General features: G+C 71.3%; 11 protein-coding genes. 4 read left to right on the top strand and 7 right to left on the bottom strand.

Annotated elements, in window-relative coordinates; genetic code table 11:
• Positions 1-167 precede the first annotated feature (167 nt).
• Positions 168-752 carry a hypothetical protein gene (locus WMF19_RS13560; protein WP_437899482.1) on the bottom strand — a complete coding sequence of 195 codons (585 nt, stop codon included), beginning with the start codon at positions 750-752 and terminating at the stop codon, positions 168-170.
• A 171-nt stretch (positions 753-923) separates the two neighbouring features.
• Here WMF19_RS13560 and WMF19_RS13555 point away from each other — a divergent pair, with 171 nt between their 5' ends.
• Positions 924-2,057 carry an amidohydrolase family protein gene (locus tag WMF19_RS13555; protein ID WP_437899481.1) on the top strand — a complete coding sequence of 378 codons (1,134 nt, stop codon included), beginning with the start codon at positions 924-926 and terminating at the stop codon, positions 2,055-2,057.
• A gap of 117 nt (positions 2,058-2,174) precedes the next feature.
• On the opposite strand, the gene WMF19_RS13550 is transcribed toward WMF19_RS13555, so the two are convergent.
• Both WMF19_RS13550 and WMF19_RS13545 read right to left on the bottom strand, forming a co-directional pair.
• Positions 2,175-2,666 (bottom strand): DUF6691 family protein, encoded by a 492-nt coding sequence (locus WMF19_RS13550; RefSeq protein WP_437899480.1) that lies wholly within the window; start codon positions 2,664-2,666, stop codon positions 2,175-2,177.
• Positions 2,663-3,106 (bottom strand): YeeE/YedE family protein, encoded by a 444-nt coding sequence (locus tag WMF19_RS13545; RefSeq protein WP_437899479.1) that lies wholly within the window; start codon positions 3,104-3,106, stop codon positions 2,663-2,665. Before WMF19_RS13545 ends, WMF19_RS13550 begins: the two co-directional genes overlap by 4 nt.
• Before the next feature lie 313 nt (positions 3,107-3,419).
• Here WMF19_RS13545 and WMF19_RS13540 point away from each other — a divergent pair, with 313 nt between their 5' ends.
• Both WMF19_RS13540 and WMF19_RS13535 read left to right on the top strand, forming a co-directional pair.
• Positions 3,420-5,225, top strand: coding sequence for a protein kinase domain-containing protein (locus WMF19_RS13540; RefSeq protein WP_437899478.1), 1,806 nt, complete (start codon positions 3,420-3,422; stop codon positions 5,223-5,225).
• A gap of 55 nt (positions 5,226-5,280) precedes the next feature.
• Positions 5,281-8,139: a TonB-dependent receptor domain-containing protein gene (locus WMF19_RS13535; RefSeq protein WP_437899477.1), complete on the top strand. Its 2,859-nt coding sequence runs from the start codon at positions 5,281-5,283 to the stop codon at positions 8,137-8,139.
• Positions 8,140-8,152: 13 nt separating this feature from the next.
• Here WMF19_RS13535 and WMF19_RS13530 read toward each other — a convergent pair whose 3' ends face one another.
• The 4 genes from WMF19_RS13530 to WMF19_RS13515 form a co-directional block, all read right to left on the bottom strand.
• Positions 8,153-8,821 carry a sensor histidine kinase gene (locus tag WMF19_RS13530; RefSeq protein ID WP_437901625.1) on the bottom strand — a complete coding sequence of 223 codons (669 nt, stop codon included), beginning with the start codon at positions 8,819-8,821 and terminating at the stop codon, positions 8,153-8,155.
• A 308-nt stretch (positions 8,822-9,129) separates the two neighbouring features.
• A complete protein-coding gene (locus tag WMF19_RS13525) occupies positions 9,130-9,852 on the bottom strand; it encodes a response regulator (protein WP_437899476.1) in 723 nt (240 codons plus the stop codon).
• 122 nt (positions 9,853-9,974) lie between these two features.
• Positions 9,975-10,871, bottom strand: coding sequence for a response regulator (locus tag WMF19_RS13520; RefSeq protein WP_437899475.1), 897 nt, complete (start codon positions 10,869-10,871; stop codon positions 9,975-9,977).
• A gap of 131 nt (positions 10,872-11,002) precedes the next feature.
• Entirely contained in the window at positions 11,003-11,992 is a 990-nt protein-coding gene (locus WMF19_RS13515) for a terpene synthase family protein (RefSeq protein WP_437899474.1), read from the bottom strand.
• A 561-nt stretch (positions 11,993-12,553) separates the two neighbouring features.
• On the opposite strand from WMF19_RS13515, the gene WMF19_RS13510 reads away from it, so the two are divergent.
• A complete protein-coding gene (locus tag WMF19_RS13510; RefSeq protein WP_437899473.1) occupies positions 12,554-13,741 on the top strand; it encodes a cytochrome P450 in 1,188 nt (395 codons plus the stop codon).
• The last annotated feature ends 205 nt before the right edge of the window (positions 13,742-13,946 follow it).

Here is a 13,946-nt window from a genome sequence, read left to right as displayed (position 1 = left end):
CCGCAGGCGCCAGCGAGGAGCGCCGTGAGGAGCAGGCAGGGGGGCCTTCATGGTACGACAAGCGCACCGTGCCCCAACCGACAGGGGCAGGCGAGTTCGCGACATGCTCGAACGCGCTTCACACGCGCGCTGGGCCTCTGGTAACCGGCGCGATTCGAGCGGTCAACTCATCGACACGTGCAGTCGATCGAGATGGTGTAGCTGCCTTCGGCCCCGGCGTAGCCGTCCACCACCAGGTAGGATGTCTGGCCTGGCGCGCTCGTCCAGCTCACGGTCTCGACGGTCTGTAGATCCTGCGGGGTCGAGGAAGCCATCTCGTTCGACCGGATGGGGTCGCAGGCGGAAAGCAGCAGCAGGTCCAGATCCGTCGCGAGGTTCTCGAGCTTTGCGATCACCATGCACTCGGTCGTCGAGGAGAAGGCATAGACCGTCTCACGCCCGGACTCGGCACGAGCGGTCCGGCCGTAGCCCGTCCACACATTCGCGCGCCCCTGGCTCGTCGTGCTGTGATTCAAACGATCGCCACACGTGATCGGCAACGCTCCCCCACACGGGTCGGCCGCACCATCCCCGCCCCCGCCCCCGACACCGCCCCCGGTGCCGCCCGGGTCGCCGCCGGCGCCGGTGCCGCCGTGGCCGCCCTCGCCGCTGTTCGCGACGGATCCGCCGGCACCGGCAGCGCCAGAGCCATTGCCGGCAGCACCCCCCGGCGCGCCCGCCTCGTGCACATCGTTGCCGCACGCTGCAACCATGAAAACCGCGCAACCAAGAGCCAGGTGAAGTCGAAGCACATTGCCTCCTTCCGTTCCGCCTGCGCCCCGCAGCCTATCATGCCAATTCGGTGATCTGCCCCGAGGCGTTCCTCGACGAGCGCGGCCTCCTGCGCGCTATGCTCGGTCATGCTCGCGTCCAGAGGTCACCTCATGTCCCGCGCGCATATCGCAGCGGTCCTCCTCGTTCTCCTCCTGCCAGCCGCGTGCGCTCACGGCCCGGCGCCGTCGCAGCCCGCCGACATCGCGGCGCTGCGGCTCGCGGACTGGCAGCCCACACCGCTTCTGGCGCTCGAGCGCACCGCGATCACCCACCTGGCCGTGCCCGCCATCGATGTCCACACGCACCTGCGCCGGGTCGTGGACGTGGCGGCCGAGGTCGCGCGCATGGACGCGTTTCACGTCGAGACCATCGTCAACCTCGATGGCTTCTCGGGCAAGCGCCTGGTGCGCGAGCTCGAGCGCTTCGACCGCGCATATCCAGGGCGCTTCCTGACCTTTGCCAACCTCGACCTCACGCTCGTGGGCGCGCCGGGGTGGGGCGAGCGCGTGGCCGCTCAGCTCGCGACCGACTTCGAGGCCGGGGCCAAGGGGCTCAAGATCTTCAAGGAGCTCGGGCTCACGGTGCGCACGCCCGAGGGCCGGCGCGTCGCGCTCGACAGCCCGGAGCTCGAGCCGGTCTGGCGCACGTGCGCGCGCTACCGCAGGCCCGTGCTCTGGCACGTGGCCGACCCGGCGGCGTTCTTCGTCCCGCTGGACGCGAAGAACGAGCGCTGGCACGAGCTGCGCGAGTTCCCGGGCTGGTCGTTCGCAGACCGGACGCGCTTTCCCACGCGGGCGCAGCTCTTCGAGGAGCGCAACCGCGTGCTCGAACGCCACCCCGACGTCACCTTCGTGGGCGCGCACATGGGCAGCTCGTCCGAAGACCTGAAGCAGCTCGCGGGCTGGCTCGATCGCTTCCCCAATTTCAACGTCGACATGTCGGCCAGCATCAGCGAGCTGGGCCGGCAGCCGCGCGCGGCACACCGCTTCTTCGTCCGCTACCAGGACCGCGTGCTCTTCGGCACCGACCTCAAGAGCGCAAAGACCGCAGGCTACGAGGTCTACGCGCGCTTCCTCGAGACCGAGGACGACTACTTCGACACCGAGGCAGCGAACGGCCGCCAGGGGTTCTGGAGGATCTACGGCATCCAGTTGCCCGCGCCCGCGCTGCAGAAGATCTACCGCGACAACGCCCGCCGCCTGCTCTGGCCCGCAGAGGCCGATCGGCCCGCGGCACGCCCGTGATGCTCGGCGCCGGGCGCAACATACGATGTTCCGTCCGGCGCGACACGCGATGTTTCGTCCGGCGTTCCGCGCGGTGTGCGTCGCTCCGCCCGTCACGCGCGTTGTTTCACTTGCCGTTCATTCCATCGTCTGCTCGCTCGTTTCGCCCCTCGCCCTGGCCGTGGCGAAACGCTCGATCGCCATGCCGGCGGCCATCGCCGCGACGAACGCGAGGACGGCGCTCGATCCGGTCGCCAGCGAGACGAGCGCCGGCCCCGGGCAGTACCCGGCGAGACCCCAGCCGACACCGAAGAGCCCGGCACCGGCGACGAGTCGCGCGTCGATGTCGGCGCGGGTCGGGACGGCCGCCCGATCGGCCAGGAGGGGAAACCTCGGCGCGCGGGCAAGGCCGGGCGCATCGGCGCTGCCCCCGCGCCGCCGCCGGCGAAGGACGCGGTAGGCCAGGAAGTGGACGGATACCGCGCCGGCCATCACGAACGCGAGGCTCGGGTCCCAGTCGCCGGCCACGTCGAGGAAGGCGATGACCCTGGACGGCTGCGTCATGCCGGAGACGCCGAGCCCCACGGCGAACAGCAAGCCGGCCAGGAATGCGGCCGCGCCCTGCCTCATCGCGCTGCCCCGAGCAGGTGCCGGCTGACGTACACCGTGATGGCCGCGGTCGCCATGAACGTCACCGTGGCGACGAGAGACCGGACCGAAAGGCGGCTGAGGCCGCAGACTCCATGGCCGCTCGTGCACCCGCTGCCGAGCCGCGCGCCGCACCCGACGAGCAAGCCGGCGACGATCACGAGGCCGAGCGAGCCGCCGCCGCCCGCCGGAGGGAAGGCGCGCGGGTGCGCGGCGACGAGCGCGAGACCGCCGAGGAGGAGGCCCCCGACGAACGCCGCGCGCCAGGCGGTATCGCCAGGCTTCCGGAAGAGGAGCCCTCCGAAGACGCCGCTGATGCCAGCGACCCTCCCGTTGAAGAGCAGGAGGAGAGACGCGCCCAGGCCGATGAGCACGCCGCCGAGGAGGGGGCCTATCGCGCCTATCGCAGTGAATTCATTCACGATGAGACCTCGCTGAGGGATCGGTGGCCAGCATAGCAATGCGCGTCATCCACGGAAGACGAACCACCACGCAGTGCGCAACGTCGGAGCCCGCTCGGCGGTTGTCGGCCGGCCCCGCCGGCTCGCGCGCCCCTCGCCCCCCGTCCACCACCGCTCGCCGCGCAGCCGCTGCTGAGAGCGCGCGACGCCACACCCCGCCACGATCGCCGCCCGACAGAGCGGGTGGGGCTGGAAGCGGGCGTATCGCACACGGCGCCGGCAGGCGGCCGAGATTCTGCCGGGTCCCAGAGGTGCTGGTGTATACTGACGGCCGATGGCCCACGCAGGCTCGGACGCGGCGGAATCGGCTTCATGGCGCAGGATTCCGCGCGTCGGGGATGTCGTCGGCGGCAAGTACCGCGTCGAGCGGGTGCTCGGCCGCGGCGGCATGGGGATCGTCGTCGCGGCGCACCACCTCTCGCTGCGCCATCGCGTCGCGCTGAAGTTCCTGCTGCCCGAGGGGCGCACGACGCCCGGCGCCACGGAGCGCTTCTTCCGAGAGGCGCAGGCCGCGGCGGCGATCGCCAGCGAGCACATCGCCCGCGTCATCGACGTGGGGCAGACCGACGACGATCTGCCCTATTTCGTGATGGAGTACCTGAATGGCATCGATCTGGAGGCGCTGCTCGAATCGCGGGGCCCGCTGCCCGTGGAGCACGCGGTCAGCTACGTGATCGAGGCCTGCGAGGCGCTCGCCGAGGCGCACTCGCTCGGGATCGTCCACCGCGACCTCAAGCCGGGCAACCTCTTCCTCGCGAGCCGCAAGGACGGCTCGACCCTGATCAAGGTGCTCGACTTCGGCATCTCGAAGGCGTCCGAGGAGGGCGTGCTCGGCTTGAACGCCCAGCTGACCGCATCCGCCGTGGTGCTCGGCTCTCCCCGCTACATGTCGCCGGAGCACATCCGCAGCACCCGCACGGTGGACGCCCGCAGCGACATCTGGGCGCTCGGCATGACGCTCTATCAGCTCCTGACAGGGCGGCTGCCGTTCGAGACCGAGTCCGTCTCGGCGCTGTTCGTCAGCATCGTGACCGACGTGCCCGTGCCGCCGCGCAGCCACCGGCCGGAGATCCCGCTCGCGCTCGAGTGGATCATCCTGATGTGCCTCGAGAAGGATCCGGCGCGCCGTCCCCAGACGATCGCCGAGCTCGCCACGCTGCTCGAGCCGCTCGGGTCGGAGTCCGCGCGCCAGACGGTGGCGCGCATCCTGCGCAGGGCGATGGGGAACGAGGCCGTCGACGCGCCGCCTCCGCCGGATCGCCCGCGGGCCATCGACGAGGAAGCCGAGACCCTGACCGGGCCGATCGGCCCCACGCGTGGGTCCCGGCACAGCTTGAGCGAGCAGGCGAAGGAGCGCGCCCCCTCGATGCCGCCCACGCAGGCGTCCGTCGCTCCACCCGCCCCCGCGATGGCGGCCTCGCCCTCGATGCCGCCTGCGCGGGTGTCCGTCGCTCCTCTCAAGCTCACCGCGACGGCCTCGCCGTCGGTGCCGCCCGCGCGGGCGTCCGTCGCTCCTCTCACGCTCACGGCGGCGGCCTCACCGTCGATGCCGCCGGCGCAGACGTCGGCTGCCGGACCTCCCTCCGTGCACGCGTTGCCCCCGGACGAGTCGCTGGCGCCGACGGCTGCGCCGTCCAGGCGGGGCGAGCGCGTCGCCGCAGGGGATCCACAGGAGCGGCGCCGGCGAAGCATGGTCGCGCCCATCGCGGCGGCGGCGCTCGTCGCGCTCCTCGGGGGCGTGGCGGCGACCGCGTGGCTCGGGCGCGGCGCGGCGCCGGCCGCGGGCGCGCCGCCTGCCGGCGAGGCGCCCTCGCAGGTCGCGCCGGCGCAGGGCGAGCCTTCTGCGCCCTCGAGCGAGGATCCCGGGCCCTCGTCCCTCCCGCCGTCCGAGGCCGCCTCGCCGCCCACGACCGCGGCGGCCGCCGCGGCGAGCGGGTTCGCCACGGCCGGGGCCGCGCTCACGCCGCTCGGCTCGGCGAGGGCGGGCCGCCCGCGCGCGGTGCTCGCGCCGTCGTCGCCGTACCCGGCCAGCAGCGAGCCGGCGCCGACGAAGGCGACGCGCCTGCGCGAGCACCGCTAGCGGCATGCGTCGAGCGCCCTCGAGCACGCGCGCTCGCCGGTGGAGGCTCGCCGCGGTGCCCCTCCTCGCGGGCGCCCTGCTCCAGGCCGCCGCCGCCCGCGCCGACGGCGAGGGCCAGGCCGACGAGGCCGACCTCCACTTCGACCTGGGCCGCGATCTCTACAAGCAGGGGCGGTTCCAGGCCGCCCTCGAGCACTTCCTCGCGTCGAACCGGCTCGTGCCGAACCGCAACGTGGTCTTCAACATCGCGCTCACCTACGAGGAGCTGGGCCGCTTCGCCGACGCGCACCGGTACTACGACGACGCGCTCGAGGGCGAGACCGATCCGGAGGTCGTCGCCGAGCTCCAGGCCGCGCTCCAGCGGATCGCGCCGCGCGTGGCCGTGCTCCAGATCGTCACGTCGCCGCCGGGCGCCAGGATCTACGTCGATCGCAAGGACCTCGGCGCGCGCGGCACGGCGCCGCGCCGGCTCGCCATGTCCGAGGGGCGCTACCGGATCCTCGTCGAGCTCGCGGGCTACGAGCCCGTGGCCGTGGACGACGTCCCGGTGAAGCTCGGGCAGAGCAAGGAGGTCCTCATCGTGCTCCGCCGCATCGTCGGCACCGTGCGGGTGGACGTGCGCGGCGCGAGCGAGGCCACGGTGCACGTCGACCACGAGGGCGCGCCGCCCGCCTGCACCGCCCCGTGCGATCTCGATCTGCCGCCGGGCCGCCACGTGCTCCATTTCTCGCGCCCGGGCTTCGAGGCGGCGCCGCAGCCGCTGACGCTCGCCGCGCACGAGACGGTGCCGATCACGGCGACGCTCAGCCCGCTCACCGGCTCGATCCTCGTGCGCGCCGACGAGCCCGCCGCCCTCGTCGAGATCGACGGCCGCCCCATGGGCTTCACGCCGTCGGTGATCCAGGGCGTCCCCGTGGGCCGGCGCCGCGTCCGCGTCAGCCTGCGGGGCTTCACGTCCGTCGAGCGGACGATCGAGGTGGCGGCCGGCCAGCAGGCGGAGCTGCGCGACGTCACGCTGGCGCCGCTCCGGGAGGTGTCGTCGGCCTCACGCGTCCTCGAGCGCCTGGAGGACGCGCCCGCATCCATCAGCGTCATCGACCAGCAGGAGCTGCGCGCCTTCGGGTACCCGACCATCGCCGAGGCGCTGCGCGGCACGCGCGGCGTCTACCTCTCGAACGATCACGTGGTCTACTCGGCCGGGATCCGCGGGCTCGGCGAGCCGCTCGACTACGGCAACCGGCTGCTCGTCCTCTCCGACGGCCACTCGACGAACGACAACGTGCTGAACGCCTCGTTCGTGGGCTCCGACGCGCGCGACGACCTCCACGACGTGGATCACATCGAGGTCGTCCGCGGCCCTGGCTCGCTGCTCTACGGCACGGGCGCGCTCTCCGGCATCGTCAACCTCGTCCCGCGCGGGCGCGACGAGCCCACGGCCGCGCACGTGGCGGCCGGCACCTACTACGACGGCGTGGGCCACGCGCGCGCCGGGTTCCACTACAACGCCCGCAAGGACGCGGGCGTGCGGGCGAGCGTCACCGGGGCGCGCTCCGACGGGTTCGACGTCCCGGTGTCGCTGCGGGAACCCGGCGAGGGGCCGCGCGCGCAGATCGCCGAGCGCGCCGAGACGTTCCGGGCCGGCGGCACGTCCGGGCGCGCCTGGTACGGGCCGTTCACGGCGCAGTGGATGTACCACACGCGCGAGCAGCTCGTCCCGACCGGCTACGTGGGCACGCGGCTCAACGACCTCGGGACGAGCTACGAGGACGCGCACATGATGGCCGAGCTGCGCTTCGAGCCGCGGCTCGCGCCCGACCTGCAGCTCATGGCGCGCGCCCACGTGAACCGCTTCGTCTGGCGCGGCGTCTACGCGTTCGAGGAGGAGACGATCTTCGAGCAGCAGCACGGCACCTGGCTGGGCGGCGAGCTCAGGGCGGCGTGGACGCCGCTCCCCTGGCTGAGGGTCACCGGCGGCGGCGAGGTGCAGGCGCACCCCGAGGCGACGCTGGGCAGCGTGCTCGGGGACGGCCGCGTGACCACGAAGCCCGAGCCGTACCGCTTCGGCGCCGGTTACCTCATCCTCGACAGCTCGCCCGCCCCGTGGGTCCGCCTCTCGTGGGGCGCGCGCCTCGACGTCTACAGCACGTTCGCGCCGATCGTCGTGCCGCGCGCCGCGATCATCCTCCGGCCCGCGCCGGGAGGGGTCCTGAAGATCATGGCCGGGCGCGCCTTCCGCGCTCCGAGCATCTCCGAGCAGTTCTACACCGACGGCAAGACGCAGGTGCCCGCCGTCGACCCCGCCCGGGGCCTCGTGCTCAAGCCGGAGTCCATCGCCTCGGCCGAGATCGAGTACTCGCAGCGCCTCGGCGACGACTGGACCGCGCTCGGCGCCGTCCACGCGAGCAAGCTGTCGGCCCGGATCATCTCCGCCGAGGACAGGCCCGGGGTGCCCGGCGTGGTGCGCTACGTGAACAGCCGTCCAGACGCGTTCGTGGCGGGGGGTGACGTCGAGCTCCGCCGCGAGTGGCGGCAAGGCTGGATGCTCGCGGCGACGTACGGCTACCAGCGCGGCGAGCTCAGGCGCGGAGAGCGGCTGATCAACGCGCCGGAGCACCTGGCGTCGTTTCGCGGCGTCGTGCCGGTGGTGGAGCGGCTCGCCGCCGCCGGGCTCCGGATCAACCTGGAGGCGCCCCGGCGCATCGCCCGCAGCTCGGCCGACGAGACCGCGGGCGCGATCGTCGCAGACCTCACGGTGTCCGGGGAGCTCCAGCGCTTCCACAGCCGCTATGTGATCGGCATCTACAACGCGATGGACACGCGGTACGACTACCCGGCCGCGGAGAGCTACCTCTCGGCCACGAGCCGGCAGAACGGCAGGACGTTCCTCGCCGAGATCACCGTCAGTTATCCCTAGTCGAGCCCGCCGCTCAAGCCTCGGACGAGGCCTCGTCGTCGCGCGGCGGGACCACCGCGGGCAACTCGATGACGAAACGCGAGCCGCCGCCCTCGGGGTCTTCCAGCCCGATGCGCCCCCGCAGCACGTTGACGACGATGTTGTGGACGATGGCCAGCCCGAGCCCCGTGCCCCCCTGGCCGATGCCGGTGGTGACGAAGGGCTGAAAGAGCCGCTTGCGCACCGCCGGAGCCACGCCAGGCCCATGGTCGCGCACGGCGATCCGCAGGAAGACCCCCCGGGTGTCCACGACGCGCTCGACGCGAACGTCGATCTTGCCCCCCTGGACGTCGGGGTAGGCGTAGCGCACGGAGTTCTGGAACAGGTTGATCAACACCTGCGACAGGTGCCCGGGGAAGCCGTCCCAGGTGAGCTCCTCGCCGGCCGTCGCGGTGATCGTCACCTCGATCTTCTTGGCCCGGAGCTCGGGCGACAGGCTGTCGATGCAATCGCGCACGACGGAGGTCACGTCGACCTGCACGCGGCGGTCGGTCAGCTGCCCCACCGAGAGCTGTTTGAAACTCTTGATGAGGTCGTGGGCCCGGAGAATGTTCTTCGAGAGCAGCGCGCAGGCCTCGTTGAGATCTGCGTCGAGGCTCTCGGCCTCGGCGCCCTCGGCCGAGCGCAGCTGTCTCACCAGCATCTGGATCATCGAGTTGGCGGCGGTGGCGACGCCGAGGGGCGTGTTGATCTCGTGCGACATGCTCGCGACCATGTGCGCGATGCCCTCGAGCCGCTCCAGGTACATCTTCTCGCGGAGCATCCGCTCGGCGGCCACCTGCTGCTGCAGCCGCAGGGCGCTGTGGGCGATCACCCAGTTCTCGAGGAAGATGCGCGCGTCGCTGGCGATGTCGATCGACGCCGCGGGCGAGAGCGCGCCCGCGTTCATCGCCATGCAGAGCCCGCCCTCCACCGCCGGCATCTCGTCCTGGGCCGGCAGGTTGAAGGCCATCAGCGCGGTGTTCGGCGGCAGGTCGAGCGCGTCGCCCCGCTGCAGCGTGAACAAGGGCGCCCCGCGCGCGAACAACGCCTCCATCGCGGCGAGCACCGGGGGCGGCGCGGCGCCGTGCCGCAGCGGCGTGCCCTCGCCCTGCTGCTCCGCCGCCCGGATGTCGTGTACGAACACGATGCTGGCGTCGTGCTTCGCTCGAGAAAGCCCAGCGCTTCGTCCATGAACACGAGCAGGTCGCGCACCGACGTGACGCTCTGCAGCGCCCGGGTGAAGTTGCGCAGCTGCCGGCCGAACGCCATCAACGTGGAGATGTCCTGCGAGCTGCGCAGGCAGGCCCGGATCACGGCGAAGAGCTTCTCGGCCGTGACCTCGGGCTTGGACAGGTAGTAGTCGATGTCGTATTCGTCGAGCACCGAACCTTCGAAACCCGAGCCGGGCTGGCCCGTGCGCAGCACGATTCGCAGCGAGCTCGGGCAGCTCGCCCGGATGTGGCGGCACAGCTCGAGCCCAGCGGTAGGGGTCTCCATCACCACGTCGATCAGGGCCACATTGAAGGATGGGCAGCCGGGCGAGCGCAGCGTCTCGAGCGCCTGCGCGGCGCTCCGCGCGCTCGTCACGTGGAAGGGCCTCTGGCGCCAGAGCCTGCGCCTGAGCGCTATCCGCGTGACGGTGTGCACGTCCTCTTCATCATCGACGACAAGGATGTTCCAACCAGTGCTCATGGCCATCCTTCCGCTCCGCGAAGGGCCGCGGGGGCTCGTTTCAACCTCGATTCAACCTCGAGAGCCGACCGAGCCCACGAACCCGCCGTCGGGGCTCATCGGCCGGCGCGCCGGCGCGGGGCTCAGCGCCTCGCGTCGGCCGCGAGCCGCCTCTCGGCCACGGCGATCAGGTCGCAGATGCACTGAGCGAAGGTGGCCCACATGCGCAACGTGTAGTCGGGCATCGGGTCGTAGTTGGTCTCGCCGACCAGGTCGAAGGCCGGCGTGCTGCCGGTCCCGGCGTGCGAGATGAGCACGTGGTTGCCAGCCCGCGTGAACCGGTCGCCGCCGGCGTTGATCACCTGAGAGGGCCCCCTGGACAGCCGGTCGCGCACGGCGCGCGCCTCGTCCTCGTGGCCGGCGAACTTGCCGACGGCGATCGCGTCGCGATCGGTCAAGAGGCAGAAGTGGCACGCATAGTATTCCAGGGGCGAGCCGTCGCGCCGGCGCAGGACCGCGCTCACGACCTCCGGGATGCCGCGTACGATGCTCTCGCGGGTCTCGCTCACCGGGATGAACTGGGACATGAACACGAAGAAGCCCTCGTTGAAGCGCACGTACTCGTGGTGGCGCACGGCGTTGACCACCGTCGCGTACAGCTTCTCGTTGGTGGCCTCGACCTTGGTCAAGTACGTCGAGATGTCGTAACGCTCGATCACCTCGCGCTCGGGCGCCTTGCCCGCCTGGCCCGTGCGCACCACGATCGGGGTGACGCGGTTGTTCAGGTCCTCGCGGATGAACTTGCAGACGTCGAGGCCCGCGTGCTCGGTCTCCATCACCACGTCGATGATCGCGACCGACAGGTCCGAGAGCTCGGCGGTCGCCTGCAGGAACCTGATGGCGTCGGCCTTGTTCGTACACTCGTGAATCTTGAGCGGTATGCCGTAGACCCGGACGTGCTTGAGGGCCAGGCGCGAGATTGCCAGCATGTCGGGGTCGTCGTCGACGATCAACACGTCCCAGTGCGTTCTTACCATCATGGGTGACTCTCCGTAAAAAACGTCATGGTTGCGGGTTGGGGGACGTCAGGTCCTCGTCCTCGCCGGGCCCCTCGCCGGGCGCCTCCGGCGTCGCCGAGGGCCTTGCGCGGCGCTCGCCGACCTGGCGGGGGTCAGGTCGGCGCGGCGGGTGAGGCGAGCATCCCAGCGCTCACCGCGCGCGCTTGGCGGTAGCGCAGGGCCGTCGACGACCAGTCCAGGTTGGCGCGCATCCAGCAGCGGAGGCAATCGACGTAGCGGCTCAGCTCCGCGTCCGCCTCGGGGCCGGAGCCCTCCAGCGCAGCCGCCTGCTCGACGAACGCGCGGACGGCCTGGTCGTGCACGGCCACCGCCTCGCGCACGGCCTCGTCGTTGCTCAGGCGACGCTCGTGTTGCAGGACGATCACCAGGTTGTGCACGTCCCGGTGCCCCGACTCCTTGTTCACCGAGAAGATGTCATTGCACCAGCAGATGACGCTGTTCGCCAGCAGCATCAGCCGCTGCACGCCGGCGTGCTGGCGCACCTCGGCCGGGAGCGTGATGCGGTCGGTGAGCTGGATGAGCTCGAAGCAGGCGAAGACGGCCCCCGAGTGCATTCGCATCGCCTGATAGTCAGACACGCTCGGGATGACGCCGTGCTGGCGGTTCCTCGCCTCCCAGCGGCTCGCCGCGAAGTACTCCTCGACGGCGCCCGCGAAGCGGGACAGCCACGCCGGAGACTCGCACTCGATCATCCGCGTGGCCAGATCGTGCAGCGAGCGCACGAGTCGATGATCGGCCGCGGCCGGCGACGCGCCTCGAAGGACGGCGAGCAGCCGCTCGTGAATGCGCATCAGCAGCTCGGGGTCGTTGCCGATGCCTGTCTCGTCGCACTCATCGTCCATCAGGAACAGCCAGCTCAGCCAGTCAGCCGCGATCTGGAGGCGCTCCCTCTCCGCTCTGGGGTACGCGCGAGCGGCCAGCAGCCCGAACTCGATGGGCCGCGCGGCGCCCCGCGATCCGCTCCGATTGTTCAGATCGAATTTCTTTATCCAGTCCAGCGACCCGCGGTGCACGGCGGAGGCGTGCGGGCTGTTCTCGGGGCGAAACGGGTACCAGAGCTCCTGAGTGTTGCAGCTGTACATCACTACGCTCCTGAGTGCTTCGACGCACGGGGTGAGAGTCATGATCACGGGAGCACGCCGCGAGGAGCGCCGGCAGCCGGATCGAGCGGCGCGATCCGTCTATAGTTCACCAATTCGAATTCGCAGCGCACGAATTGAAACAACTCGAAGACACCTCTCGCCGCTGTCTCAAGGCCCCGGAGCGCGCGCCCGGAGAACACCCGATCGAAACACGGAGTTCATCACAGCGCTGCCCCAGCCGCAGTGTTTGCTGCACGACAAACTCCGCCCCATTCACCCGATACAGATTGCGCCAGCGCCTGCGCAGGGCTACTGTCGCCCTGTCTCGGACCGCCTGGGCCGAGGTTCAGTCGCCGTGCCCTGATCCTCGAGGCGGGCAGCGGACGCCATTGTGTCGTCCCGAGCCTCATCCCTTCGCTCGCTGCGCTGCCGCGTCAGGGCAGCGCGGACACGGCCCGGCGCGCGCGGCGTGGCGGGACGGCGGCACGCAGCGGAGCAGGCAGCCGCGCGATCAAGGCATGGGCCGTGGCGCGACGAGACGTCACCCACCGGAGTCCACGCATGTCGAACCGATACAATCTCCTCTCGCCCGAGGCGCGGAACGATCCATACCCCATTTACGCGGAGATGCGCCGGAGCGCGCCGGTGTGCCAGATAGAGCCGGGCGGCATGTGGGCGGTCAGCCGGTACGACGATGTCGCCGCCGTCCTGAGCGACAGCGCGGTGTTCTCGTCTGCGGGGCTGCGCGAGGCGACGAGGCCTTCATGGCTCGAGCACAACCCCGTGGCCGACTCGCTCGCGCTCCTGGATCCGCCGGCGCACACGGCGCTCCGCGCCGTGGTGAACAAGGCGTTCTCGAGCCGCGTCGTCCCCCGCGTCGAGCCGCTGGTCCGGGCCGCCGCCCGGCGCTTCGCCGACAGCATCGTTACGGGCCGGCCCGTCGAGGTGCAGGAGCACTTCAGCACGGAGCTGCCGGGGGTCGCCATCGCCGAGCTGCTCGGCCTGGAGCCGTCGCTGCGCCGGCTCTTCGCCTCGTGGTCGGAGGCCCTCTTCATGATTCACCCCGCCACGCCGCCGGAGCACCACGCGCACATCCGCGCCGCCATCGCGGATATCGAGGCCTACCTGAGGGACGTGGTGGCCGACCGGCGGCGGCGCCGGCGCGACGACCTGGTGAGTGACCTGCTGGACGCCGAGGTCGATGGCGAGCGGCTCAGCGAGGCGGAGCTCATCAGCTTCCTCGCGATCGTCCTCCAGGGCGGCCACGACACGACGGCGAGCCTGCTCGCCTCTTCGCTCCGCTGCCTCGCCGGACGCCCGGATCTGCTCGCCCACCTGCGCGCCGAGCCGACGGCGATCCGGTCGTTCGTCGAGGAGATCCTGCGCTTCGATCCGCCGCTGCAAGCGTCGACGCGCCTGGCCGTCGCCGACACGGAGCTCTCCGGCGTGCCGCTGCCCCGGGGCTCGATCGCCGTCGCCTTGATCGGCTCCGCCAACCGCGACGAGCGCCGCATCAACGACCCCGACCGCATCGACCTGAATCGCAAGCGGAACGCTGGCCTGACCTTCGGCGCCGGCGCCCACTTCTGCGTCGGCGCCGCGCTGTCGCTGGCGGAGGGGCGCCTCGGCCTCGAGGAGCTGCTCCCACGCATCCAGGGGCTCCGCATCGGCGAGCGGGGCTTTGCGTGGAGCGCGTCGCTGTTCTCGCGCAATCAAGCCTTCCTCTGGATGGAGTTCGAGCGCGCGTAGACGATCGGTGGACGCGCTCGACCGCCGTCCTGGCCGATCCCCGGGACCGCGACCTCCTCCGGCTCGGCCTGGCTCCGGCGGGCGAGGACGCAGCCGGCGGAGAGGGCCTCGCCGAGATCACCGTCAGCTATCCTTGGTTTCGCCCGTCACAGTACGGAGAGAGATTTCAACGCAAAGACGCAAAGACGCAAAGGCGCAAAAAGAG

Source organism: Sorangium sp. So ce124 (assembly GCF_051525235.1).
GTDB classification, from domain to species: Bacteria; Myxococcota_A; Polyangia; order Polyangiales; family Polyangiaceae; genus Sorangium; species Sorangium atrum.
The sequence above is the reverse complement of the archived record's forward strand: the minus strand, read 5'-3'. Positions and strand labels throughout refer to the sequence as shown.